The 24,788-nt window shown below is 73.1% G+C and carries 19 protein-coding genes; 14 read left to right on the forward strand and 5 right to left on the reverse strand.

Going from position 1 to position 24,788, the window contains the following annotated elements; all coding sequences use genetic code 11:
- The first annotated feature begins 171 nt into the window (after positions 1 to 171).
- From ACGF5U_RS04140 to ACGF5U_RS04200, 13 genes are all read left to right on the forward strand, one after another.
- Complete coding sequence (locus ACGF5U_RS04140; RefSeq protein ID WP_392712774.1) at positions 172 to 1,335, forward strand: ROK family protein; 1,164 nt, start codon at positions 172 to 174, stop codon at positions 1,333 to 1,335.
- Positions 1,336 to 1,506: 171 nt separating this feature from the next.
- On the forward strand, positions 1,507 to 2,844 hold the full coding sequence (locus ACGF5U_RS04145) for an ABC transporter substrate-binding protein (RefSeq protein WP_392712776.1): 1,338 nt from the start codon (positions 1,507 to 1,509) through the stop codon (positions 2,842 to 2,844).
- Between the two features lie 7 nt (positions 2,845 to 2,851).
- Positions 2,852 to 3,826, forward strand: a complete 975-nt coding sequence (locus ACGF5U_RS04150; protein ID WP_392712777.1) for a carbohydrate ABC transporter permease — start codon at positions 2,852 to 2,854, stop codon at positions 3,824 to 3,826.
- A gap of 5 nt (positions 3,827 to 3,831) precedes the next feature.
- Entirely contained in the window at positions 3,832 to 4,728 is an 897-nt protein-coding gene (locus tag ACGF5U_RS04155; RefSeq protein WP_392712778.1) for a carbohydrate ABC transporter permease, read from the forward strand.
- Positions 4,729 to 4,745: 17 nt separating this feature from the next.
- Entirely contained in the window at positions 4,746 to 6,008 is a 1,263-nt protein-coding gene (locus ACGF5U_RS04160; protein WP_392713199.1) for a 6-phospho-beta-glucosidase, read from the forward strand.
- Positions 5,999 to 7,024 carry an N-acetylglucosamine kinase gene (locus ACGF5U_RS04165; RefSeq protein ID WP_392712779.1) on the forward strand — a complete coding sequence of 342 codons (1,026 nt, stop codon included), beginning with the start codon at positions 5,999 to 6,001 and terminating at the stop codon, positions 7,022 to 7,024. The genes ACGF5U_RS04160 and ACGF5U_RS04165 overlap by 10 nt, the downstream gene beginning before the upstream one ends.
- Before the next feature lie 352 nt (positions 7,025 to 7,376).
- On the forward strand, positions 7,377 to 8,798 hold the full coding sequence (locus tag ACGF5U_RS04170) for a hypothetical protein (protein ID WP_392712781.1): 1,422 nt from the start codon (positions 7,377 to 7,379) through the stop codon (positions 8,796 to 8,798).
- A 91-nt stretch (positions 8,799 to 8,889) separates the two neighbouring features.
- Entirely contained in the window at positions 8,890 to 9,939 is a 1,050-nt protein-coding gene (locus ACGF5U_RS04175) for a glutamate ABC transporter substrate-binding protein (protein WP_392712782.1), read from the forward strand.
- A gap of 144 nt (positions 9,940 to 10,083) precedes the next feature.
- On the forward strand, positions 10,084 to 11,367 hold the full coding sequence (locus ACGF5U_RS04180; protein ID WP_392712783.1) for a hypothetical protein: 1,284 nt from the start codon (positions 10,084 to 10,086) through the stop codon (positions 11,365 to 11,367).
- Positions 11,364 to 14,147, forward strand: a complete 2,784-nt coding sequence (locus ACGF5U_RS04185) for a tetratricopeptide repeat protein (protein WP_392712784.1) — start codon at positions 11,364 to 11,366, stop codon at positions 14,145 to 14,147. Before ACGF5U_RS04180 ends, ACGF5U_RS04185 begins: the two co-directional genes overlap by 4 nt.
- Positions 14,148 to 14,150: 3 nt before the next feature.
- Entirely contained in the window at positions 14,151 to 15,719 is a 1,569-nt protein-coding gene (locus tag ACGF5U_RS04190) for a protein phosphatase 2C domain-containing protein (protein ID WP_392712785.1), read from the forward strand.
- Between the two features lie 50 nt (positions 15,720 to 15,769).
- Positions 15,770 to 17,134 carry a VWA domain-containing protein gene (locus tag ACGF5U_RS04195; RefSeq protein WP_392712786.1) on the forward strand — a complete coding sequence of 455 codons (1,365 nt, stop codon included), beginning with the start codon at positions 15,770 to 15,772 and terminating at the stop codon, positions 17,132 to 17,134.
- A 54-nt stretch (positions 17,135 to 17,188) separates the two neighbouring features.
- Positions 17,189 to 18,433 (forward strand): FHA domain-containing protein, encoded by a 1,245-nt coding sequence (locus ACGF5U_RS04200; protein ID WP_392712787.1) that lies wholly within the window; start codon positions 17,189 to 17,191, stop codon positions 18,431 to 18,433.
- Here the strand turns inward: ACGF5U_RS04200 and ACGF5U_RS04205 are convergent.
- Positions 18,414 to 19,412, reverse strand: a complete 999-nt coding sequence (locus ACGF5U_RS04205; protein WP_392712789.1) for a methyltransferase domain-containing protein — start codon at positions 19,410 to 19,412, stop codon at positions 18,414 to 18,416. The genes ACGF5U_RS04200 and ACGF5U_RS04205 overlap by 20 nt on opposite strands.
- 237 nt (positions 19,413 to 19,649) lie before the next feature.
- Here ACGF5U_RS04205 and ACGF5U_RS04210 point away from each other — a divergent pair, with 237 nt between their 5' ends.
- The gene (locus ACGF5U_RS04210) at positions 19,650 to 20,054 is read left to right on the forward strand and encodes a globin (RefSeq protein ID WP_392712791.1); all 405 of its coding nucleotides are present in this window, start codon (positions 19,650 to 19,652) and stop codon (positions 20,052 to 20,054) included.
- A gap of 24 nt (positions 20,055 to 20,078) precedes the next feature.
- On the opposite strand, the gene ACGF5U_RS04215 is transcribed toward ACGF5U_RS04210, so the two are convergent.
- The 4 genes from ACGF5U_RS04215 to ACGF5U_RS04230 all read right to left on the reverse strand — a co-directional run bounded on the left by ACGF5U_RS04215 (position 20,079) and on the right by ACGF5U_RS04230 (position 24,694).
- Entirely contained in the window at positions 20,079 to 20,768 is a 690-nt protein-coding gene (locus ACGF5U_RS04215; RefSeq protein ID WP_392712792.1) for a hypothetical protein, read from the reverse strand.
- On the reverse strand, positions 20,765 to 21,238 hold the full coding sequence (locus ACGF5U_RS04220) for an acyl-CoA thioesterase (RefSeq protein ID WP_392712793.1): 474 nt from the start codon (positions 21,236 to 21,238) through the stop codon (positions 20,765 to 20,767). Before ACGF5U_RS04220 ends, ACGF5U_RS04215 begins: the two co-directional genes overlap by 4 nt.
- An 8-nt stretch (positions 21,239 to 21,246) precedes the next feature.
- Positions 21,247 to 22,911, reverse strand: a complete 1,665-nt coding sequence (gene ettA, locus ACGF5U_RS04225) for an energy-dependent translational throttle protein EttA (RefSeq protein WP_392712794.1) — start codon at positions 22,909 to 22,911, stop codon at positions 21,247 to 21,249.
- 343 nt (positions 22,912 to 23,254) lie between these two features.
- Positions 23,255 to 24,694, reverse strand: coding sequence for a Cys-Gln thioester bond-forming surface protein (locus ACGF5U_RS04230; protein ID WP_392712795.1), 1,440 nt, complete (start codon positions 24,692 to 24,694; stop codon positions 23,255 to 23,257).
- Positions 24,695 to 24,788 lie beyond the last annotated feature (94 nt).

Consider the following 24,788-nt stretch of genomic DNA (forward strand, 5'->3'; position numbering starts at 1 on the left):
CCTAACAGTGCCCGCGCAGCGGTCGGACGAAGGCAGGTGCACCCCGCCGTGACCGGAAACAACCCCAGCGGCCCCGGCGGTACCGGGGGTTCCCAGAGCCCCGGGGGTGCCGGCGGTCCGTACGGACCCGGTGGGGCCGGGGTGCCTGGGACGCCTCGGGTCCTGCGGGCCATGAACGACCGGGCCGCGCTCGATCTGCTGCTGGAGCACGGGCCCCTCTCCCGTACCCGGATCGGGAAACTGACCGGTCTTTCGAAGCCCACCGCGTCGCAGCTCCTGGCGCGGCTGGAGGCCGCCGGGCTCGTCGTGGCGACCGGGACGACCGAGGGGCGGCCGGGGCCGAACGCCCAGCTGTACGCGGTGAACGCGCGCGCCGCGTACGCCGCCGGGCTCGACGTGAACCCGCGGCGCATCCTCGCCGCCGTCGCCGACGTGACCGGTGAGGTGGTCGGGGAGTTCGAGCTGCCCACGCCCGGGCGGCGCGCCGGGAGCGTCGTACGGCAGGTGACCGACGCGCTGGACGGCGCCGTCAAGGCCGCCGGGCTCAGCAGGGCGGACGTGCACCGGCTGGTCGTCGGGACGCCCGGCGCGTTCGACCCGTCGACCGGGCGGCTGCGGTACGCGTCCCATCTGCCCGGGTGGCACGCGCCGACCCTGCTGGACGAGTTGGCGGCCGTGCTGCCCATGCCCGTCGAGTACGAGAACGACGTCAACCTCGTGGCCGTGGCCGAGCAGCGGCTCGGCGCCGCCCGGGGGCACGACGACTTCGTGCTGCTGTGGAACGAGGAGGGCCTCGGCGCCGCCCTGGTGCTGGGCGGGCGGCTGCACAGGGGGTTCACCGGCGGCGCCGGCGAGGTCGGCTTCCTGCCGGTGCCGGGCGCCCCGCTGGTGCGGCAGGTGGCCAAGGCGGGCAGCGGCGGCTTCCAGGAGCTGGCCGGCGCCCAGGTGCTGCCCCGGCTGGCCGCCGACGCGGGCGTCGACGAACTGCCGCAGGGCGACTACGTCGGCGTCGCCACCGAGTTGGTGCGGCGCGCGGCCGCCGACGACTCGGGGGCGTACGGGCGGCTGCTCGACCTGTTCGCGACGGGCCTCGCCACCGGCCTCGCCTCACTGGTGGCCGTCCTGGACCCGGAGCTGGTCGTGCTGTCCGGCGGGGTGATCGTCGCCGGGGGGCAGCCCCTGTGCGAGCGGGTCCGCGCCGAGCTGGGCGAGCTGGCCGCTTCCCGGCCACGGCTCGTGATCGGCGGCGTCCAGCACGACCCGGTGCTGCGGGGGGCCCTGGAGGTCGCCCTGGCCGCCACCCGTGACGACGTCTTCGACACCTCCGCCCGATGAACCCGGGCAGACCCGTGGACCCGGGCAGACCCATGGACCCGGGCAGATCCACGAGCCCGAGCAGACCCATGGGCCCGAGCAGATCCATGGGCCCGAGCAGATCCACGAGCCCGAGCTGATCCCCGTACCCGATCCGTATCAAGCCCGATCCGAATCAAGGGAGTCACCGCCATGCCCGTACGTCCGCGTGCCGCCGTCGCCGCGCTCGCCGCGACCGTGTCCATAGTCCTGGCCGCCTCCGGCTGCACCGGCTCCGCCGGCAACGGCGCGAACGACGATCCGAACGCCGAGGTGACGCTCACCTTCTGGCACGGCTGGTCGGCGCCCAACGAGGTCAAGGCGGTCAACGACAACATCAGGCGGTTCGAGGACGCGCACCCGAACATCAAGGTGAAGGCCGTCCCCAACATCACCGACGACAAGATCCAGCAGGCACTGCGCGCCGGCGGGTCCAACGCGCCCGACGTCGTCTCCTCGTTCACCACCGACAACGTGGGCAAGTTCTGCTCGTCGGGCGCCTTCGCGGACCTGAAGCCGTTCATCGAGAAGTCGGGGATCGACCTGGTCGAGACGTTCCCGAAGCCCCGGCTCGACTACACCGAGTTCGACGGGACGCGCTGCGCGCTGCCGCTGCTCGGCGACGCGTACGGCCTCTACTACAACAAGGACGCCTTCGAGGAGGCGGGCGTCACCGCCCCGCCGAGGACGTGGAGCGAGTTCGACGAGGTCGCGAAAAAGCTGACCAGGGAGAAGGGCGACTCCTACGAGCGGCTCGGGTTCATGCCGAACTTCCACGGCTACGAGTCCACGCCGGGGCACCTGGTCGCCCAGTGGGGGCCCACGTACTTCGACGGGGACGGCAAGTCGAACATCGCCAGGGACCCGGCGTTCGCCGCCATGTTCACCTGGCAGAAGAACCTGGTCGAGAAGCTCGGCGGGTTCGCGAAGCTGGAGAAGTACCGCAACACCTTCGGTGACGAGTGGGGCGCCAAGCACCCGTTCCACACCGGCCAGGTCGCCATGCAGCTCGACGGCGAGTGGCGGCTCGGCATGACCGCCGACGCCAAGGTGCCCTTCGAGGTCGGGGTCGCTCCGCTGCCCGTCGCCGACGACCAGGCGGCCGACTACGGCAAGGGCTACCTCTCCGGCACGATCGTCGGCATCGCCTCCACCAGCTCCAAGCAGAACGCCGCGTGGGAGCTGGTGAAGTACATGACGACCGACACGGACGCGGTCGTGAACTTCGCCAACGAGCTGCGCAACGTGCCCTCCACGCACGCGGCGCTCACCTCGCCGAAGCTGAGGCTGGACCCGCGCTTCAGGACGTTCCTCAACATCGCCGGGCACCCGAAGTCCAACACGACCCCGGCCTCCGTCAACGGCGGCGCCTACCAGGTGACCCTCCAGGAGTTCGGCTACCTCTACGAGTCGGGCAAGGAGAAGGACCTGAAGGCCGGCCTCGCGCGGACGGCGGCGCAGATCGACACCGACATCGAGAAGGCCAAGTAGACCGGCGATGAGTACCGGTACGACGCATCCCGTGGCGCGGGTCGGGGCGTACACGGCACGGTCCCGGCGGGTACGCGGCGCGCTGCGCACCCTGGCCTTCCTGTCGCCCTGGCTCATCGGGTTCGCGGTCTTCTTCGCCTACCCCCTGCTCTCCTCCGTCTGGTTCTCCTTCACCCACTACGACGGCTTCAGGGAGCCTGTCTTCAACGGACTGGAGAACTGGACCTACGTCTTCACCGACTACCCGGCGTTCTGGCCGGCGATGGGCAACACGCTGTGGCTGGTGGTCGTCATGGTCGCCTGCCGGGTCGCGTTCGGGCTCGGCGTGGGGCTCCTCATCACCAGGATCAGGACGGGGGCCGGGGTCTTCCGGACGCTGTTCTACCTGCCGTACCTAGCCCCGCCGGTCGCCGCGACCCTCGCCTTCGTGTTCCTCCTCAACCCCGGTACGGGACCCGTGAACGCCATCCTGGAGGGGGCGGGGCTGCCCGCTCCGGGATGGTTCAACGACCCGGCCTGGTCCAAGCCGGCGCTGACCATGCTCGCGGTGTGGGGCGTCGGCGACCTGATGGTGATCTTCATGGCCGCGCTCCTCGACGTGCCGAAGGAGCAGTACGAGGCGGCGGAGCTGGACGGGGCGTCGGCATGGCAGCGGTTCCGCTTCGTCACCCTGCCGAACATCTCGCCGATCGTGATGTTCGCGGTGGTCACCGGGGTCATCCAGACCATGCAGTACTACACGCAGCCCCTGGTGGCGGGGAAGGTCGCCTCCGGGATCATCGGCAACAGCGGCCAGCAGTTCGAGCCCGGCTACCCGGAGAAGTCGACGATCACCCTGCCGCAGCTCGTGTACAACCTGGGCTTCCAGCGCTTCGACTACGGGTCGGCCTGTGTCGTCGCCCTGGTGCTGTTCGCCCTCGCCATGGCCTTCACGGCGCTGCTGATGCGGCGGCGGAGCGGCCTCGTACAGGTGGGTGACTGATCGCCATGACACAGACACTCGAACGGCCGCCGGTCGCCCCCGCGCGGACGGTGACCGTCGCCGCGCGGACCGCCCGGCGGCGGGCGGTGCTGCACTGGATCGCCGTCCACTCACTGGGCGTGGCGGCCGCGCTGTTCTTCGTGCTGCCGTTCGTGTTCGTCCTGCTGACGTCGCTGATGAGCGACCAGCAGGCGCTCACCCGGGACCTGGTGCCCCGGACGTGGGAGTGGAGCAACTACGTGGAGGTGTTCCGCACGCCCGGGTTCGCCGGCTGGTGGCGGAACACGCTGCTGTACGCCGGGCTGGGGACGGTGCTCACCGTCGTGTCGTCGGTCCCCGTCGCGTACGCGCTCGCCAAGTTCCGCTTCCGGGGGAGGCGGCTGGCGCTGATGCTGGTCATCTCGATGATGATGCTGCCGCCGCAGGTCGTCATCATCCCGATGTACCTGTTCTGGGCGAAGCAGATGGACCTGTCGGGCTCGCTGTGGCCGCTGATCGTGCCGATGGCGTTCGGGGACGCGTTCTCCATCTTCCTGCTGCGCCAGTTCCTGCTGACCATCCCGGACGAGTACCTCGACGCGGCGAGGGTCGACGGCTGCGGGGAGCTGAGGACGCTGCTCCGGGTGGTGCTGCCGATGGCGAAGCCGGGCATCGCGGCGATCGCGCTGTTCCAGTTCTTCTACGCGTGGAACGACTACTTCGGGCCGCAGATCTACGCCTCCGAGAATCCGGCGGCCTGGACGCTGAGCTACGGACTGGAGTCGTTCAAGGGCGCGCACCACACCGACTGGAATCTGACCATGGCCGCGACGGTGCTGGTCATGGCCCCGGTGATCCTCGTGTTCTTCTTCGCGCAGAAGGCATTCGTCGAGGGCGTCACACTGACCGGAGTGAAGGGCTAGGGCTGATCGACATGAGCTTGAAACTGGCCGTGGTGGGGGGCGGCTCCACCTACACCCCCGAACTGATCGACGGTTTCGCGCGGCTGCGCGACCTCCTGCCGATCGATGAACTGGTCCTCGTCGACCCGGCGGCGGACCGGCTGGAGCTGGTGGGCGGGCTGGCCCGGCGCATCTTCGCCAGGCAGGGCCACCCGGGGGCCGTCACGACGACCGCCGACCTGGACGCGGGCGTCGCCGACGCCGACGCGGTGCTGCTCCAGCTGCGTGTCGGCGGGCAGGCGGCGCGGCAGCAGGACGAGACCTGGCCGCTGGAGTGCGGCTGTATCGGGCAGGAGACCACGGGTGCGGGCGGGCTCGCGAAGGCCCTGCGGACGGTGCCGGTGGTGCTGGACATCGCCGAGCGGGTACGGCGTACCAACCCGGACGCCTGGATCATCGACTTCACCAACCCGGTCGGCATCGTGACGCGGGCCCTGCTGCACGCCGGGCACAAGGCCGTCGGGCTGTGCAACGTGGCCATCGGGTTCCAGCGGCGGTTCGCGAAGCTGCTGGGTGTGGCGCCGGGCGACCTCCACCTCGACCACGTCGGACTCAACCATCTGACCTGGGAGCGGGGCGTGCGGCTGGGCGGTCCCGACGGGCAGGACCTGCTGCCGAAGCTGATCGCCGAGCACGGGGACGGCCTCGCTGACGACCTGGGGCTGCCCCGCGCGCTCCTCGACCGGCTCGGTGTCGTCCCCTCCTACTACCTGCGGTACTTCTACGCGCACGACGAGGTGGTACGGGAGCTGCGGACCAAGCCGTCGCGCGCCGCCGAGGTCGCGGCGATGGAGCGGCGGCTGCTGGAGATGTACGGCGACCCGGCGCTGGACGAGAAGCCGGAACTGCTGGCGAAGCGCGGCGGGGCCTTCTACTCGGAGGCGGCCGTGGACCTCGCGGCGTCGCTGCTGGGCGGGCGGGACGCGGTCCAGGTGGTGAACACGTGCAACGACGGTGTGCTGCCGTTCCTGCCGGACGACGCGGTCGTCGAGGTGCAGGCGAAGGTGGACGCGTCGGGTGCCGTACCGCTCGCCGTGCCCGAGCTCGACCCGCTGTACGCGGGGCTGATCGCGCAGGTCACGGCGTACGAGGAGCTGGCCCTGGACGCGGCTCTGCGCGGCGGCCGTGACCGGGTGTTCAGGGCGCTGCTCGCCCATCCGCTGATCGGGCAGTACGCGTACGCCGAGACGCTCACGGACCGGCTGATCGCCCACAACCGGGAGCATCTCGCGTGGGCGTGAACGGGGTGCGCGGGGGCGCGTCCGCAGGCGGCGCGCCCCGGCGGGCGGCCGTCATCGCCATCGACGCGGGCAACAGCAAGACCGACGTCGCGGTCGTCGGTGCGGACGGTACGGTCCTGGGCGCGGCGCGCGGCGGTGGCTTCCAGCCGCCGGTCGTGGGCGTCGACGTGGCGCTCGGCGTACTGGCGGAGGCCGTGGACGCGGCCTGTGCGGCGGCGGGTGTCGCGGCGGCCGGCGCCCCGTACGCGACGCATGTGTCCGCCTGCCTCGCCAACGCCGACCTGCCGGTGGAGGAGCGCGAGTTGACGCGCGCGCTGAGGGCGCGCGGCTGGGGCGCGTCCGCCGAGGTGCGCAACGATACGTTCGCGATCCTGCGGGCGGGGGTGGACGAGCCCCGGGGCGTCGCCGTCGTCTGCGGGGCGGGCATCAACTGCGTCGGCATGCTCCCGGACGGGCGCACCGCCCGGTTCCCCGCGCTCGGCCGCATCTCGGGCGACTGGGGCGGCGGTTCGGGGCTCGCCGAGGAGGCCCTGTGGTGGGGGGCGCGGGCGGAGGACGGGCGCGGCGAGCCGACCGAGCTGGCCAGGACACTGCCCGCGCACTTCGGGCTCGATTCGATGTACGCGCTGATCGAGGCGCTGCACCTGGGGCGTATCCCGTACGCGCGGCGCCATGAGCTGACACCGGTGCTGTTCGCGACGGGCGCGGCCGGTGACCCGGTGGCCCGCGCCCTGGTCGAGCGGCTGGCCGAGGAGGTCGTCGCCATGTCGACGGTCGCGCTGGCCAGGCTGAACCTGCTGGACGCGGACGTTCCGGTGCTGCTGGGCGGGAGTGTGCTGGCCGCCGGGCACCCGCGGCTCAACCCGCGGATCGCCGAACTGCTCGCGGTGAAGGCGCCCAAGGCGCGGGTACGGGTGGTGACGGAGCCGCCGGTGCTGGGCGCGGCGCTCCTCGGCCTCGACCATGTCGGGGCACCGGCGGAGGCGGCGCTGACGCTGCGGGCGCACTACGGCTGACCGGCCCGGGAACGACCGGGCGCACTACGGCTGACCGGCCGGGGAACGGCCGGGCGCGGTACGGCTGACCGGCCGGGGAACGGCCGGGCGCGGTACAGGTGGACGGGAACCGATCGGGCGTGCGGAACGTATTCACGGGTGGGGATCGACGGGCGCGCGGTGTGGATCAGACGGATCGGGTGGATCGGGTGGGGTGCCGCGTGAGAGCGCGGCGGGGACGTCGGGCACGATAGGAACAAGATCCAGTCAATCGTGGTGTCATCGTCGGCCCCTGCGGCCATACTGCTGGCCGGGCAGCCGTCCCCCGACCCGCCGGGGGCGGGCCGACGTCAGCGACCGAGGGGGAGGTCACGTGACATACCCGCCGAACGCGCAGCCCGCGCCCGGCGCTCACGCGGGACCCCAGCCGCCGCCCCCGGGGCCGCCGGCGCCGGGGGCCGTCCCGCCGGTGCCGGAGCCGCCCCCGGGCAGGGGCGCCTGGGCCGAGGGCGCGGCCAGGCTGCGCGCCGCCGCGACGACCGAACCGGGCCGCCTGCGCATCCTCGGTGCCGTACTGGCCGCGCTCGTCGTGGCGTTCGGCGCGTGCACCGCCCTGGAGGTCGCCGCCCGCGCGTCGGCCGCCGACGACGTGGTGAGCCGCAGCCAGCCGCTGAGCGCCGACGCGGCCGACATCTACCGCTCGCTGGCCGACGCCGACACGGCGGCCGCGAGCGGATTCCTCGCGGGCGCGCAGGAGCCGGCCCAGGTCAGGGAGCGGTACGACGACGACATCGCGACCGCGTCGCGGCTGCTCGTCAAGGCGGCGGCGAACACGGACGGTTCGTCGCAGTCGGCCCGCGAGATAGCGACGCTCAACGAGCGGCTTCCCCGCTACACCGGACTGATCGAGCGGGCCCGTGCCGCCAACCGCCAGGGGCTGCCGCTGGGCGGCGCCTATCTGCGGTACGCGAACCAGCAGATGACGACCCAGCTCCTGCCGGCCGCCGAGCGGCTCTACGAGGCGGAGACCGCCCGGCTCGCCGACGACGACCGGGACGCCCGCTCGTGGCCCTTCCTGTCGCTGGCGGCGGGAGTCGTGGTCCTCGCCCTGCTGGCCTGGACGCAGCGACGCCACTACCTGCGGACGAACCGGGTCTTCAACCGCGGCCTGCTCACCGCGACAGCGGCGGCCGCGGCGGTGCTGCTGTGGCTGGCGGCCGGGCACACGCTCGCGCGTGCCGGGCTCGGGGAGGCCACCGCGCATGGCCAGAATTCGCTCAAGGTGCTGAACGAGGCCCGGATCAGTTCCCTCAAGGCCCGTGCGAACGAGAACCTGACCCTCGTGGCGCGAGGCGCGGTGCTCACCGACGACGGCAGGCACGACAAGTACGAGACCCAGTACGGCGCGGGCATGGACCGGCTGCGCGCCGCGCTCACCGAGGCGCGCCGGCTCGCCGACGACACGGCGGGCGGGGCCCCCGTCGATGACGCCCTCCTGCGCGTCGGCGAATGGCAGAAGCGGCACGCGGGCGCCCGCGAGACGGACGACGCCGGTGACTACGAGGGCGCGCTGGCCCGGGTGATCGGCGGCAAGGACTCCACCGGTGCCTCCTTCGACCAGGTGGACGCGGCCCTGAAGAAGGCCCTGGACCACGAGCAGGGCGAGTTCACGCGGGCGGCCGGCGCCGGGCTCGGCGCGCTCACCGGTCTGCCCGTCGGGGCGGCCGCCCTGGCCGTGCTGGGCGCCGCGGGCGTCGTCGTGGGTGTCAACCGCAGGCTGTCGGAGTACCGGTGAGGTGGCGGTGGCCGAGACGACGACGGAACCGGCCGGTGGCAGCGGCGGCGGAAGTGGGAAAGAGCGTACGGGAGTGAGCGGAGGAGACGGCATGGAGGGCGACGACCGGTTCGGCGACCGGTTCCCCGGCCGGCCGGCGGGCCGCTTCGCCGGCCGGCTCCGGGGCTGGGGCGGGGTGGCCGCCATGGCCGCCGCGTGCGGACTGACGGCCGCGCTCACCCTGCTGCCGCTGTCCCGGGGCGGCGCGGCCGTCCCGCAGTCGCCGGGCGCCCACGGCCCGACCGGTGTCGTACGGGCCGAGATCCGCTCCTGCACCGACCCGGAGGCGTCGCTGACCCCGTCGGTCGCCGACGGGCCGGCCATCGACGCCATCAAGGCGCGCGGCAAGCTGATCGTCGGCGTCGACCAGAACAGCTACCGGTGGGGCTACCGGAACCCGGCGAAGGGCACCCTGGAGGGATTCGACATCGATCTCGCGCGGGCCATCGCCGCGAACATCCTCGGCAGCGAGGACGCCGTCATCTTCCGTGCCGTCCCCACCAACCAGCGGATCGCCGCCCTGGAGGGCGGCAAGGTCGACCTGGTCGTCCGCACGATGACGATCAACTGTGCCCGGATCGAGCAGGTCGCCTTCTCCACGGCGTACTTCCAGGCCGGTCAGCAGGTCCTCGCGCCGAAGGACTCGCCGATCACCGGGTACGACAGGTCGCTGTCCGGGAAGCGGGTCTGCTCGGCGGAGGGGTCGACGGCGTACGAGGCGCTGGAGAAGAACCCGTTCGGGGCGACGTTCAAGGACGAGGGCGACGGCACCGAACGGGACGCGGACCTGTACACGGTGCCCAACCAACTGGACTGCCTGGTGAGGCTGCAGATGGGCGAGGTGGACGCGGTGGTGACGGACAACGCGCTGGCCGCCGGCCAGGCGGCGCAGGACCCGGCCGTCGAACTGAAGGGCAAGCCCTTCACCACCGAGTACTACGGTGTCGCCGCCAAGCTCGGCAACGACGATCTGGTGCGCCGTGTCAACCATGTGCTCGCGGAGTACCGCAAGGGGCCGTGGATGGCCTCGTACCACAAGTGGCTGAGCACCGACCTGCCCGGGATATCGGGCCCCCCGGCGGCGAAGTACCGGACCGGCTGACACTCTGGGCACATGGGCCCTGCCGGGAGCACCGGCCCCCACGGCACGGTGGTTCCGGGGGCGGCACGGTCCGGTGGGGCTCGGAACGGCCGCGACGGGCGGTGCACGCGCGTGATCCGGCGAACGAGAGCGGAGAGGTGATCGATGGGCGTCACGGGACCCCCCGGGCCGGTGATGGACCGGGACGAGGTGGACCGTGCGCTGGCGCGGCTGGGGGCGGAGCACAAGGCGGTCGAGGACTCGCTGCTCGCCCTCCAGGACCACGCGGGCCGCAGGCTCCTCGAAGGCGCCGAGCTGACCGGCACAACCAAGGAGCGCTGGGCCGACACCGAGCGGACGATCGCGCTGCTGTGGACGTACTTCGACGCGTACACGGACGCGTTGCGCGAGGTGCGGGAGGTGCGCGCGCGGCGCCGCTGGCCCGGCAGGGACGAACTGGTCGAGTTGACCGACCGGCTGCGCGGCGAGAGCGTCACGATCTCCGGCGCCGCCGTGCAGGCGGTCTCCGGCGCGGCGCTGGCGGAGCGGTTCACGCTGGAGCGGCTGGTCGCGCGGATGAACGAGCTGTACGCGGCCTCGCTGGACATGGTGGTGACGGCGGACGCCGTGTGGTCGGCGCTGCCCGCCCGGATAGACCTCCTGGCGGCGGAGCTGAACCGCACCCGGTCACTGGCGCACTCCGTGGGCGTACGGCCGGGGGAGCACCCGGCGGGCGACGAACTGGAGGCCGTCACCGAGGAGCTGGCGACGCTGCGCACCCAGGTCGTGACGGATCCGCTGGCGTTCTGGCGTCCCGCCGCGGGCAGTTCGGCGCCCGGTGGCGGCCGGCCCGACACCGACCGGTACGACCGGGCGGCGCGGGCCCTGGAGGACGTGCGCCGGGAGATCGAGGCGGTCCTGCAGGTACGGCAGGACTCCGAGGCCCGGCTGCTGCGGCTGCGGGACGTGCTGTCGCGGGCCGACCGGACGCTCGCCGAGGCCCGTACGGCGCGCGGCGAGGTCCTGGCCAAGATCGCCGCGTCGGAGGTGCCCGTGGTGAGCGGCCCGCCGACCGCTCTCCAGGAGCGGCTGGCGACGGCGGCCGAGTACCGGAGGCACGCCCGGTGGCACCGGCTGTCGCCGCTGCTGGAGGCGCTGGAGCGGGAGGCCGAGGAGGAACTGCTGCGGGCGCGTGAGCAGTTGACGGCGGTCACGGCGCCGCTCGCGGTCCGGGCCGAGCTGCGCGGCCGCCTCGACGCGTACCGGGCGAAGGTGTCCCGGCACGGCATGGCGGAGGACCCGCTGCTGATCGAGCGGTACGACGCGGCGCGCCGGATGCTGTGGAGCGCGCCGTGCGACCTGCGCGTCGCCGAACAGGCCGTGCTGCGCTACCAGCGGGCGGCCACGGAGTTGCTGTCCGGACCCGAGGACCGTAGGGGGAGTCGATGAACCGGTGCCAGCGCCCCGGCTGCGAGGGCTCGTACGAGGACGTGGGCGGCGGCGAGCTGTACTGCGACCAGTGCGGGCTCGCCCCGGTCGTCGCGCCGCGCGGACTGCTGTCGTCGCCGCCGACGGGTGTCGCGGCGGGCGCGCGGGCCGGCTCCGGCCCCTCGTCGGCGAGCGGAGCGTCGGGCGGGGCTTCGGGTGGCGCTTCGGGCGGGGCTTCGGGCGGGGCTTCGGGCGGCTCGGCGCGGTCGTCGCGGGGTTCCGGGCGGGCCTCGTCGCGGTCGTCCACGTCCCGGCGCTCGGTGTCCGGCCGGCTGTCCCGGTCCCTGTCGGGCGCGGCGACGTCCCGATCGGTCTCGGTGCGCAGCTCCGGGCCGTCCACGGGCCAGTCGGGCCGGAACCGGCTGGGCGCGGGTCTGGTCACCGTGCCGGAGGTGCCGCGTCCCGACCCGCGCTCGGCGGTGATGGAGAAGCCCGAGGTTCCCGAGCGGAAGCGATTCTGCTCGCGCTCCGACTGCGGTGCGCCGGTCGGTCGGGCACGCGGTGGCAGGCCGGGGCGTACGGAGGGTTTCTGCACGAAGTGCGGGCACCCGTACTCGTTCGTGCCGAAGCTGCGCCGGGGCGACATCGTGCACGGCCAGTACGAGGTGGCGGGCTGTCTCGCGCATGGCGGGCTCGGCTGGATCTACCTCGCCGTCGACCACGCGGTCTCCGACCGGTGGGTGGTCCTCAAGGGCCTGCTGGACACGGGCGACCAGGACGCGATGGCGGCGGCGATCTCGGAGCGGCGGTTCCTCGCCGAGATCGAGCACTCCAACATCGTGCGGATCTACAACTTCGTGGAACACCTCGACCAGCGGACGGGTTCGCTGGACGGCTACATCGTCATGGAGTACGTCGGCGGCAAGTCGCTGAAGGAGATCGCGAACGAGCGGCGCGGCCTCGACGGGCGGCGCGATCCGCTGCCGGTGGAGCAGGCGTGCGCGTACGGCATCGAGGCGCTGGAGGCGCTCGGTCATCTGCACAGCCGCAACCTGCTGTACTGCGACTTCAAGGTCGACAACGCGATCCAGACCGAGGACCAGCTCAAGCTGATCGACATGGGCGCGGTCCGCAGGATGGACGACGACGAGTCGGCCATCTACGGCACGGTCGGCTACCAGTCGCCGGAGATCGTCGAACTCGGCCCGTCGGTCGCCTCGGACCTGTACACGGTCGCGCGGACGCTGGCGGTGCTGACGTTCGACTTCCAGGGCTACACGAACGTGTTCGTCGACTCGCTGCCCGACCCGGAGCACATCGAGGTGTTCCAGCGGTACGAGTCGTTCTACCGGCTGCTGGTCCGGGCGACGGACCCGGACCCGGCGCGCCGGTTCGCCTCCGCGCAGGAGATGGCCGAGCAGCTGACGGGCGTGCTGCGGGAGGTCGTGGCGCTGCAGTCGGGGCAGCCGCGCCCGGCGCTGTCGCCGCTGTTCGGCTCCGAGACGCGGGTGCCGGACACCGTGCTGTTCGCCGAGCCGTCCGGGGAGGTGTCGCGGCTGGGCCTGCGGGACGTGCCACGGCGTGGCGCCGGGCTGTTCGGGCGCGGGACGGCGGCGGCCGGGGCGGCGGTGGGCGGGACGGCGCAGGCCGGGGCGACGGCGGGCCGGGCGGCGGTGCCGGGTCCTCGGACGGCCGGATCGCCTGGTACGGGGCCGGGCGGGTTCGGTGTGGCGGGTGCGGCCGGTGTGCCGAGTGCGGCCGGTGCGGCCGGTGTGGCGGGTGCGGCCGGTGTGGCGGGTGCGGCCGGTATGCCGTCGCTCGCGGCGCCTTCGCTCGCCGGGCCGACGCCGGCCGCGCCCCCGCTCGCCGGGCCGATGCTCGCCGCGCCGGACGTCCGCGCCACGGCGCTCGCGCTGCCGGTGCCCCATGTCGACCCGGCCGACCCCAACGCCGGTTTCCTGGCCGGGCTCACGGCGTCCGCGCCTGCCGAGCTGATCGCCGCACTGCACACCGCGCCGGCGAGCTCCCCCGAGCTCCGGCTGCGTGAGCTGCGCGCCCGGCTGGAGACGGGCGACACGGTCGCCGCGACCACGACCATGGAGGCGCTGGAGCAGCGGTACCCCGACGACTGGCGGGTGATCTGGTACCGGGGGATCGTCGCCCTGGCGAGCGGCGACCACGCGAACGCCGCGCTCTCCTTCGACGCGGTGTACGACGCGTTCCCCGGCGAACCGGCGCCCAAGCTCGCCCTGGCGGTCTGCGCCGAGGTGCTGGGCCAGTTGGACAACGCCGCCGAGTACTACCGCCTCGTGTGGGCGACCGACCCGAGCTTCGTGAGCGCCGCGTTCGGTCTTGCCCGGGTGCGGCTGGCCGCGGGCGACCGGGCGGGCGCCGTCCACGCGCTGGAGTCCGTACCGGAGGCGTCGATCCACTACACGGCCGCGCGGGTCGCCGCCGTACGGGCCAGGCTGCGGCAGCGTGCGGCGACGGATCCGCTGCTCGGGGACCTGAGGGCGGCCGCCGGTCAGGTGGAGGCGCTCGGCCGGTTCGGCCTGGACGCGGTGCGCCGCGAGCGACTGGCGGCCGAGGTACTGGGTAGCGCACTGGACTGGGTTCTCTCCGGCAGCCCCGGCGGGGAACCCGTACGGACGTCGCTGCTGGGCAGCGAACTGGACGAGCGCGGACTGCGCTTCGGCCTTGAGCGCTCGTACCGAGTGCTCGCCCGGCTCGCTCAGCGCGGCGATGAGAGGATCGAGCTGGTGGAGCGGGCCAACCGCTTCCGCCCCCGGACGTGGGTGTGATTGATGGCGCAGATGCACCAGCCGACCGCCGGGCCTTCGTGCCCCGGCTGCGCGGAGCCGCTGGAACCGGCCGACCGGTTCTGCGGCGCATGCGGCTACGACCTGTCGGCCGTACCTGAACCGCCGCGCGAGCCGGACCGCCCGACGGTGGCCCTCGGCACGCCGCGCGCCGCGCCCGTGGCGGGCGCTGCCCCGCCCCCCGTGGCTCCGCCCGGAGCGGCTCCGCCCGTGGCGGGCGCGCCGGTCGCGGGCGCGCCGGTGGCGGGCGTCGCGTGGCCGACCGCGGCCGAGGGCGGACCGGTCGCCGCACAGCGGTCCGGGGACGTTCCGGGCACGGACTCGGGCGGCAAGGAACTGCCGCCTGCGCCTCCCGCACCTCCCGCACCTCCCGCACCTCCCCTGCCACCCGTACCCCCCGTGCCACCTCCCGCCCCGAACGCCCCGACGCCTCCCCCGGCGGCACCTCCGGCGGCACCGCCCGTCCCCACGGAGCCGCCGGCCGTACGGCACGACGGTGTGCCCGCCGCGGACGGCGGCGACTTCGAGCTGGCCGCGCCGGATCCGCGTGTCGCCGAACGGCCGCCCGCGCCCGTACCCGTACCCGCCCCGGCGGCCCCGGCTCCCGGGACCAAGGTGTGCGTGGCGTGCCGTTCCGGCCATGTCGACCCCGACGGGTACTGCGAGAACTGCGGCCACGCCCAGCCCCGCGAGCGCGACCACATCGAGGAGGAACTCGGCGGCGTCGCCGCCGTCAGCGACCGGGGGCTGCGCCACCACCGCAACGAGGACGCGTTCGCGCTGTCGGCGACCGCCCTCCCCGACGGGTCACCGGCCGTCGTGGCGATCGTCTGCGACGGCGTCTCATCGGCGACCCGCCCCGACGAGGCGTCGGCGGCGGCCGCCGGCGCGGCCAACGAGTCGCTGCTGGACTCGCTGCCGCGCGGCACGCACCCGCAGCAGGCGATGCACGACGCCATCGTCGCGGCGGCCGACGCGGTCAACGCCCTCGCCGCTGACGACGAGGAGGCGCGGGAGCAGGACGCGCACCGCCACCGCAACGCGCCCGCGTGCACGCTGGTCGGCGCGGTCGTGGCCGGCGGCCTGCTGGTGGTCGGCTGGGTCGGCGACAGCCGCGCCTACTGGGTGCCCGACGACCGGGGCGGCCCGCCCGCGCGGCTCACCGAGGACGACTCGTGGGCGGCGCAGATGGTCGCGGCGGGGCTGCTGAACGAGGCGGAGGCGTACGCGGACGAGCGCGCCCACGCGATCACCGGCTGGCTGGGGGCCGACGCGTACGAACTGGAGCCGCACACCGCCGCGTTCAAGCCGGACCGGCCGGGTGTGGTCGTGGTGTGCACGGACGGTCTGTGGAACTACGCCGAGGCGGCGGAGGACATGGCGCGGGTGGTGCCGGCGGACGCCGCCGGGAGGCCGCTGCACGGTGCGCGGGTACTGGTCGGGCACGCGCTCGACGGCGGCGGGCACGACAACGTAACGGTGGCGGTGGTCCCGTTCGCCATGGACGCGGCGGGGGCAGGATCGGCCTACGGCCGGCAACCCCCGACGGCCTGAGCGCCGCCCCGCACCTCCCCCTACTCGTGACGTGCTGAGGAGCCGATCGGATGGCGAACTTCTCCAAGTCGAACGTGCCGCAGTTCTCGGTGGACGTGTACCAGAACGAGTACCTGCCCGAGGGCGGGCGCGAGGTGAACGCCATCGTCACGGTCGCCTCGACCGGTGGCGGCAGCACCGGCGGGACGCCTCTGACGGTCGCGGCGGCGTCGCCCGCGGCCGTGCCCGGGCAGGCGCCGGGCGCGGCCGTGGTGATCATGGTGGACTGCTCCGGTTCGATGGACTACCCGCCGACGAAGATGCGCAACGCCCGGGACGCCACGGCCGCGGCGATCGACACGCTGCGCGACGGCGTCGCCTTCGCGGTGGTCGCGGGCACCCATGTCGCGACGGAGGTGTACCCGGGGGACGGCCGGCTCGCCACCGCCGACGCCCGTACGCGGGCCGGGGCGAAGGAGGCACTGCGGAAGCTGGGCCCGGGCGGCGGCACGGCGATCGGCACCTGGCTGCGGCTGGCCGACCGGCTGCTGGCCTCCGCGAACACCCCGATCCGGCACGGCATCCTGCTCACCGACGGCCGCAACGAGCACGAGTCCCCGGCGGATCTGCGGGCCGCTCTCGATTCCTGTGCCGGCCGGTTCACCTGTGACGCCCGGGGCGTGGGCACCGACTGGGAGGTGAAGGAGGTGACCGGTATCGCGTCGGCGCTGCTCGGCACGGCCGACATCGTCGCCGATCCGTCCGGCCTCGCCGCCGACTTCACGCGCATGATGGAGAACGCCATGGGCAAGGAGGTGGCGGACGTCGCGCTGCGGCTGTGGACACCGGTCGGCGCGGAGGTCCTGTTCGTGAAGCAGGTCGCGCCGACGGTGGAGGACCTGACGGGCCGCCGCACGGAGGCGGGGCCGAGAGCCGGTGACTACCCCACCGGTTCATGGGGCGACGAGTCCCGCGACTACCACGTGTGCGTACGGGTGCCGCACGCCGGAGTCGGCCAGGAGATGCTGGCGGCCAGGGTCTCGCTGATGCTCCCCGACCCGGCGGGCGGCGCGCCCCGCGCGCTGTCCCAGGGACTCGTACGGGCGGTGTGGACGGACGACATGGCCGCGTCGACCGCCATCAACCCCCAAGTGGCGCACTACACGGGCCAGGCCGAACTCGCCTATGTCATCCAGCAGGGGCTGGAAGCGCGCAAGTCGGGTGATTTCGACGGCGCGACGGCCAGATTGGGCCGTGCCGTCCAGCTGGCGGCCGCCTCCGGGAACGCGGATACCGCGAAACTCCTTTCGAAGGTGGTGGACGTGGTCGACGCGGCGACAGGTACTGTGCGACTGAAGGCGAAGGTCGCGGAGGCCGACGAGATGACCCTCGAAACGCGCTCCACGAAGACCGTTCGCGTGAAGAACAGGTCGTAACGACGAGTACGCCGGTCGCGACGCCGGCCGACGAGGAGAGGGGGAAGCGCCGACATGCCGACCTGCCCGAACGGACACCAGTCGGGTTCCGACGACTGGTGCGAGGTCTGCGGCCATCGCATGGCCGGCGGGGCGGGCGCGCCTGCGGGTGCCGTTCCGCCGCCTCCCCCTCCCCCGCCGCCCGCGCCGGGCCCCCCGCCGCCCGCGCCCGGCTACGACTATCCCGGCCCGGCGGTCGGTGACCCGAACGCCACACAGCAGGCGGAGCTCTGCCCGCAGTGCCGTACGCCGCGCGAGGCCATGGCGCCGTTCTGCGAGGAGTGCCGGTGGAACTTCCTCACCAACACGGCGACCTCGTACACGCCCGTGGCACCGCCGCCGTCCCTCCGCCCCGGCGGCCCCGGCCACGGTCCTGGGGGCCCCGGTCCCGGTGGCCCCGGTCCCGGTCTGAACCTGCCGCCTGGCTTCCAGTCCGCGCCCCCGCCCTCTTCCCCGCCTCCGCCGCCCGCGCCGCACACGCCCCGGCCGCCGGACCCGTACGAGTACCAGGGCTCGCGTCCGTCACAGGTGAACCGTCCCGCCGAGCCGCTGACGCCCCGGCCCGCCGACGAGGGTGACGACTGGGTCCTGTCGCCGCCCTCGCAGCCGCACCCGCCGCAGCAGCCGGCCCCGGCTCCTCCCCCGCAGGCGGTCCAGGCGCCCGCTCCCCCGCCCGCGCCGGCCCCTGCCCCGCCCCAGCAGCACCAGCAGCCGCAGCAGGCCCAGCAGCCGCACCAGGGACCGCACCAGGGGCCCCCGCCGCACGCCGCCCCGCCTCCGCCCCCGGCGCCCCAGCCGCCGTACCAGTCGCAGGCGCCCCAGCGGCCCGAGGCTCCGCACTTCCCAGCGGCACCCGCCGGGTGGACGGCGTCCGTCGCACCCGACCGCGAGTACTTCATGGCGATGATGCGGCGCAGCGGCCCGGAGGCGGCCGGGCTGAACCTGCCCGCCTACTCCCCCGAGCAGCACCTCCCGCTGTCCGGGACCCAGGTGACCATCGGCCGCCGCAGGCACTCCACCGGCGAGTCCCCGGACATCGACCTGTCGGTGCCGCCGGAGGACCCGGGCGTCTCACACCAGCACGCCGTGCTGGTGCAGCAGCCCGACGGCTCGTGGGCCGTGGTCGACCAGAACTCCACCAACGGCACCACGCTCAACGGTGCCGAGGACCCGATCCAGCCCTACGTGCCCGTTCCGCTGAAGGACGGCGACCAGGTGCACGTCGGCGCCTGGACGACCATCACCATTCGCCGCGGTTAGCCGGTGGCGACCCGAGGGGCCAGAGGTACGGCCCCTCGGGGTCGTCCAGCCATGCCCACTGCCGCCCGCCGCTGACGGTCACACCGAACCGTTCGCGGTCGGGGCGCCGCTCGCGCTGCCAGAGCGCGTAGGCCTCGCGCGGGTCGAGGCTGCCCGCCGTCAGGGTCAGCAGGAACCGGAACGGCTCCTCGTCGATCGCGTGCCGGGGCAGCCCTCCCGTGTGGACGACGGGTCCGGGCGGGGCGTCGCCGCGCAGCGGTACGAAGCAGACAGCGGTGCCCAGGAAGCGGCCCTCCGCGTGATCGGCGTCCCGTACGTCCAGGGCGATGAGCCCGGTGGACAGCGGCGCCAGGATCCGGGCGGCAGGCCGGCACTGGCCGAGCCACCCGACCGGTACGGACGGCAGCGTGCAGGTGGCGATGATCCGGTCGAACGGCGCGCGAGCCGGACAGCCGTGCGCCCCGTCGCCGGTCACGACGACCGGGTGCCTGCCCGCCGCCGCGAGATGGGCCTCCGCGTCCCGCGTGATGTCCGCGTCCAGGTCGATGGTGGTCACCAGGTCGTCGCCCAGCCGGTGCCCGAGGAGGGCGGCGTTGTAGCCGGTGCCGGTGCCGATCTCCAGGACGCGGTGGCCGTCCCGTACGGCCAGGGCGTCCAGCATGGAGGCCATCAGCGACGGCTGGCTCGCGGTGGAGACCATGTCCCCGTCCCGTACGCGCGTGCCGAGCGGCCGGTCCTCGTAAGCCCCCTCCAGCCACAGCGCCCGCCGCCGGGCGTCCGGGTCGTCCTGGCGGCGCAGTTCGTAGCCGCCCAGGACGCCCACGTAGTAGGACGGTACGAACAGATGGCGGGGGATCTCCTCGAACGCCGCCCGCCAGGCGGGGTCGTCCAGCGCGCCGAGCGCGGCGATCCGCCGCACCAGCCGGTGCCGCGCCCGGGTGGCCGCCGCCTCGAACGGATCGTCTCGTGCTGTGGCCATACCTCCACTCTCCTGCGAGGACGCGCGGGAGGCGAGCAGCACACGCGAGCGCGGCGCCCGGGGCGGGCGTCCCTCGGCGGATCCACGGGTACGGCGGCCCGGGCGGGCGTTCCGCGGCGGGTCCACGGGTACGGCGCCCGGGGCGGGCGTCGCGCGGCGGGTCCTAGGGCCCGGGTCCTCGGTCGGGGCGTCTGAGACCATGGACGGGACCGAGACGACTTCTGCGAGGATTGTTCAGTGATCGAGATTCCGCGCGGCACGCTTCCCGAGCAGACGTTCTACGAGCAGGTGGGCGGCGAGGAGACCTTCCGGCGCCTGGTCCATCTGTTCTACCAGGGTGTCGCCGGTGACCCGCTGCTGCGGCCGATGTACCCGGAGGAGGACCTGGGTCCGGCCGAGGAGCGGCTCGCGCTCTTCCTGATGCAGTACTGGGGCGGGCCCCGCACCTACAGCGACCACCGCGGCCACCCCCGGCTGCGGATGCGCCACGCGCCCTTCACCGTCGACCGGGCGGCGCACGACGCGTGGCTCCGGCACATGCGGGCGGCGCTGGACGGGCTCGGTCTCGCGGAGGAGCACGAGCAGCAGCTGTGGAAGTACCTGACGTACGCGGCCGCGTCGATGGTGAACACGGCCGACTGATCCGGTACGGGCCGGGCGGCGGCGTCAGACGGGGGTGACGCCCAGGTCGCCGAGGCCGGACCCGAGGCCCGCCGTCCGTACGGCGACGGAACCGAACGGGGTGCGCAGCCGCAGCCACGGACCCGCGCCCAGCAGCGTCACGGGCAGCTCGTGCGGTACGGCGCCGCGAGGCGGCAGGAAGCCCAGCGACTGGGCGGCGTGGACCGCGCGCAGGGGCAGCCCGGTCGTCCCGATCGTCCTCGACCAGATGTCCCGGCCGATACGGTCTCGCTCCGCGCGGGTGCGGCCATCGTCGGGCAGGGCGGCGTCCCGGGCGCGGAACTCGGCGACGGCGGCGGCGACCGCGCCGCGCAGCCCGGCGGCGTCGGGCAGGCCGGGCACCTCGTGCCAGCCGCCGCGCGGCGGCAGCACCCCGGACCAGGGCGGTCCGGTGACGGGGGCCGGCAGGATCGCCTTGCCCGCCGACTCCTCGATGCCCTCCAGGAGCTCACCGGCGGAGACGGTGAGGTCGAACGGCGTGTCGTCCAGCAGCGCGGCCGTGCGGATGGCCAGCACCTCGAAGGACGGCGGCCGGCCGAAGACGGCGAGGGCGCCGCCGCCCGCCTGGAGGCGGACCGCGGCGGCCTTGTCGTAGCGGAGCAGCCTGGTCAGGAAGGCGGCGATACCCGCCGCCTCCCTGGCGTCGGCGAAGTGGAGCGGCGCCGTGGCCATCATGCCGCGGCACTACCCTCCGGGCGGCCCGTCGTGCCGGCCTTCGCGCGGGTGTCGGCGCGCATGCCGTCGTCCACGTACTCCTCCAGGAACGACCGCTCCTCGGCGCTGATGCGGCGCGGGCGCTGCGCGGCGAGGTCGAACGGCACGACGACCGTCGACGCCCGGACGTACACCTGGTCGGGGTCCTTGATCTCGTACGCGATCGTCAGCGACGCCGCGCCGATCTTGGTGACCCAGGACTCGACGGTCACCGGCTCGTGCCGGTGGACGAGCGGCCGTACGTAGTCGATCTCGTGCCGGGCGACGACCGAGCCGCCGGAGAAGGACGGGGAACCGTCCCCCGGCGCCAGCCGGAACATGAAGTCGATGCGGGCCTCCTCCAGATAGCGGAGGAAGACCACGTTGTTGACGTGCCCGAAGGCGTCCATGTCGGACCAGCGCAGGGGACAGCTGTAGATATGGCGAGCCACTGACTGCCTCAGCCCCGGGTGAGCTTCTTGTAGGTGGCGCGGTGCGGCCGGGCCGCGTCCGGGCCGAGACGCTCGATCTTGTTCTTCTCGTACGACTCGAAGTTGCCCTCGAACCAGAACCACTTCGAGTCGCCCTCGTACGCGAGGATGTGCGTGGCGACCCGGTCGAGGAACCACCGGTCGTGGGAGACGACCACGGCCGCGCCCGGGAACTCCAGCAGCGCGTTCTCCAGCGACGACAGGGTCTCGACGTCGAGGTCGTTGGTCGGCTCGTCGAGGAGCAGCAGGTTGCCGCCCTGCTTCAGGGTCAGCGCCAGGTTCAGCCGGTTGCGCTCACCGCCGGAGAGCACGCCCGCGGGCTTCTGCTGGTCCGGGCCCTTGAAGCCGAACGCCGACACATAGGCGCGGGACGGCATCTCGACCTGGCCGACGTTGATGTAGTCGAGCTCGTCGGAGACGACGGCCCACAGCGTCTTCTTGGGGTCGATGTTGGCGCGGCTCTGGTCGACGTAGGAGATCTTGACCGTCTCGCCGACGCGGATGGTGCCGGAGTCCGGCTCCTCCAGGCCCTGGATCATCTTGAACAGCGTGGTCTTGCCCGCGCCGTTCGGGCCGATGACGCCGACGATGCCGTTGCGGGGCAGGGTGAAGCTCAGGTTGTCGATGAGGACCTTGTCACCGAAGGCCTTGTTGAGGTTCTCGACCTCCACGACGACGCTGCCCAGGCGCGGGCCCGGCGGGATCTGGATCTCCTCGAAGTCCAGCTTCCGCATCTTGTCGGCCTCGGCGGCCATCTCCTCGTACCGGGCGAGACGGGCCTTGGACTTCGCCTGGCGCCCCTTGGCGTTGGAGCGGACCCACTCCAGCTCTTCCTTGAGCCGCTTCTGCCGCTTGGCGTCCTTCTGGCCCTCGACCTTCAGACGGGCGGCCTTGTTCTCCAGGTAGGTGGAGTAGTTGCCCTCGTAGGGGTGGGCGCGGCCGCGGTCGAGCTCCAGGATCCACTCGGCGACGTTGTCGAGGAAGTACCGGTCGTGGGTGATCGCGACGACGGTGCCGGCGTACTTGGCGAGGTGCGCCTCCAGCCACTGCACGGACTCGGCGTCCAGGTGGTTGGTGGGCTCGTCCAGGAGCAGCAGGTCGGGGGCCTCCAGGAGCAGCTTGCAGAGCGCGACGCGGCGCTTCTCGCCACCGGAGAGGTTGGTGACCTGCCAGTCGCCGGGCGGGCAGCCGAGCGCGTCCATGGCCTGCTCAAGCTGGGCGTCGAGGTCCCACGCGTTGGCGTGGTCCAGGTCCTCCTGGAGCTTGCCCATCTCCTCCATGAGGGCGTCCGAGTAGTCGGTGGCCATCAGCTCGGCGATCTCGTTGAACCGGTCGAGCTTGCCCTTGATCTCGGCGACACCCTCCTGGACGTTCTCCAGGACGGTCTTCTCCTCGTTGAGCGGCGGCTCCTGGAGCAGGATGCCCACGCTGTAGCCGGGCGAGAGGAACGCGTCACCGTTGGAGGGCTGCTCCAGACCGGCCATGATCTTGAGGACGGTGGACTTACCGGCGCCGTTCGGGCCGACCACACCGATCTTCGCGCCGGGCAGGAAGCTCAGCGTCACGTCATCGAGGATGACCTTGTCGCCGTGCGCCTTGCGCGTCTTGCGCATCGTGTAGATGTACTCAGCCAAGAGAAACCGTCCGGCAATCAGTAGGAGTCGATTCGCGGCTCCGCCGTATGAGGGCAGATACACCCCATCTTGCCGTACCGCCACCCCAAGGTGAAAACGGCCTGGCACCCGCGGTGCGCGACGGGCGCCGGGCCCGCCCCGGGCCCGCCCCGCCCCGGCTGCGGGCGGGCGGGAAGGACGGGCGGGCGGACGGGCAGGCGGGCGGAAAGACGGCGGCCCCGGACGGCGTGGGTACGCACGTCCGGGGCCGCCGCTGTCACGGGCTCGCCCGTGGTGGGCTCATCCCCGGTCACCCGGGGCTTCCCGGTCACCCGGGGCGTCCCGGGTCACTCGGGTGGCCGGGTCACTGACCGGCGGCCGCCGCGCCCTTCTTCTTGCGCAGGAAGAACACCGCGCCACCACCGGCGATGACGAACGCGATGGCGATGCCCGCGATCATCGGGGTGGAGTTGGAGGCGCCGGTCTCGGCCAGGTCACCGGTGCTGCCGCCCGTGCCGGTGGTGCCGGCGGAGGTGGTGCCGCCCGACTGCGGGCTGGGCTCGGAGCTCGGCTTGTCGTCGTCCGACGGCGGCGGCGTCGTGCCCGCGGTCTTGCAGTCCAGGACGCCCTTGAACGTCTTGGTCTCACCGTTCGGCAGGTCGATCGTGAAGTCGTACGCCTGGTCCTCGCCGACCGGGACGGTCACCGTCTTGGACTCGCCCGCGCCGATCGTGTACTTCAGGCCCTTGAGCTCGAAGGTGAACGGCGTGTCGCCCTCGTTCTTGGCGGTGATGTCCACGCCGCCCTTGACGCAGTTCTTCTCCGCGGAGAGCGCCGGGACGGCACCGATCTTGGCCCAGCTGGCGGTCGCCGACGCGTTGACGGTCGACTCGCTGGAGCCGGCCAGGATCTGCGTCTGGCTCTTGGTCTCGCTGGCGAACGCGCGGCCGACGGAGACGGAGGTCGTCGCCTGGACGGTCAGCTCGGCGGAGCCGTCGGCGGCATCGGCCGGCACGTCGACGTAGAGCTTGGTGCCGTCCTTGGCCTCGGTGACGGGCTTGCCGTCCTTGTCCGTGACCTTGGCGCCGCCGGCGGTCGCCTCGGCGAGCGGCTTCACCGTGACGCTGGCGGCGTTGGTGTGGACCGTGACGGGGCCGATCTTGGTGCCGGGACGGCCGGAGACCGCCTTCGGGTCGAGACTGATCGAGGCCTTGGGCTCCTCGATCTCCTCGGCGTTCTTCTCAAGCCAGTCGGCGAGCTTGTCGGCGGCCGGGTCGACGGCCTTGACGTCGGCGCCGTCCGAGTACCGCCAGATCGCGACCTGCGTACCGGCGGCCGCGGTCTGCTTGGTCAGGTCACCGGATTCGGCCTTCTTGGCCAGCGCCTTGAGGTCGTCGACCTGCGGGTAGGAGTTCTTCAGGATCCAGAGGATCTTCCCGGCGTCCTTGTTGGCGCCGAGCGAGGTCTGGTCCCAGGAGGTCTCGAGGTACTTGGCCTTGTCCTGCGTCGGGTTGTTGATGTCGATGCAGTACGTCTTCAGGGTGCCGCCCCCGTCGACGGCCATCTCGAACAGGCCGGCGGGAAGCGGGTGCTTCTTGCCGTTGACGTGCAGCTCGGCCTTGTCGTAGGTGGTCAGCCCCTTGAGCGTGGCGGAGGCCCCTCCCGGATGCTGAGGGCCGTCGTCCGCCGCGGCCGTGGCCGCGCCCGCTATAGAACCTCCGGCGATCAGACCGGAAGCGAGAATCGCAGCGGCGAGGCGAGTGGCACGCCCCTTCCGCCTCTGTCCAGAAAACGCAGCAAACACAGATTTCCCCTCTGGGCGAGGTACTTTCGCGTGGTACGCAAGTGGGGAGCGCCTCGCCTGCTGACTCAAGTGCCCCGTGAGTACGCGGGAATCC

Origin of the sequence: Streptomyces sp. NPDC047886 (assembly GCF_043204435.1) — a bacterium.
Lineage (GTDB): Bacteria > Actinomycetota > Actinomycetes > Streptomycetales > Streptomycetaceae > Streptomyces.

Coding starts and splice junctions, on each gene's coding strand:
- ACGF5U_RS04215 (WP_392712792.1), bottom strand. CDS start 20,768: ATGATGGCCACGGCGCCGCTCCACTTCGCCGACGCCAGGGAGGCGGCG.
- ACGF5U_RS04200 (WP_392712787.1), top strand. CDS start 17,189: ATGCCGACCTGCCCGAACGGACACCAGTCGGGTTCCGACGACTGGTGC.
- ACGF5U_RS04145 (WP_392712776.1), top strand. CDS start 1,507: ATGCCCGTACGTCCGCGTGCCGCCGTCGCCGCGCTCGCCGCGACCGTG.
- ACGF5U_RS04185 (WP_392712784.1), top strand. CDS start 11,364: ATGAACCGGTGCCAGCGCCCCGGCTGCGAGGGCTCGTACGAGGACGTG.
- ACGF5U_RS04140 (WP_392712774.1), top strand. CDS start 172: ATGAACGACCGGGCCGCGCTCGATCTGCTGCTGGAGCACGGGCCCCTC.
- ACGF5U_RS04175 (WP_392712782.1), top strand. CDS start 8,890: ATGGAGGGCGACGACCGGTTCGGCGACCGGTTCCCCGGCCGGCCGGCG.
- ACGF5U_RS04180 (WP_392712783.1), top strand. CDS start 10,084: ATGGGCGTCACGGGACCCCCCGGGCCGGTGATGGACCGGGACGAGGTG.
- ACGF5U_RS04195 (WP_392712786.1), top strand. CDS start 15,770: ATGGCGAACTTCTCCAAGTCGAACGTGCCGCAGTTCTCGGTGGACGTG.
- ACGF5U_RS04155 (WP_392712778.1), top strand. CDS start 3,832: ATGACACAGACACTCGAACGGCCGCCGGTCGCCCCCGCGCGGACGGTG.
- ACGF5U_RS04190 (WP_392712785.1), top strand. CDS start 14,151: ATGGCGCAGATGCACCAGCCGACCGCCGGGCCTTCGTGCCCCGGCTGC.
- ACGF5U_RS04150 (WP_392712777.1), top strand. CDS start 2,852: ATGAGTACCGGTACGACGCATCCCGTGGCGCGGGTCGGGGCGTACACG.
- ACGF5U_RS04205 (WP_392712789.1), bottom strand. CDS start 19,412: ATGGCCACAGCACGAGACGATCCGTTCGAGGCGGCGGCCACCCGGGCG.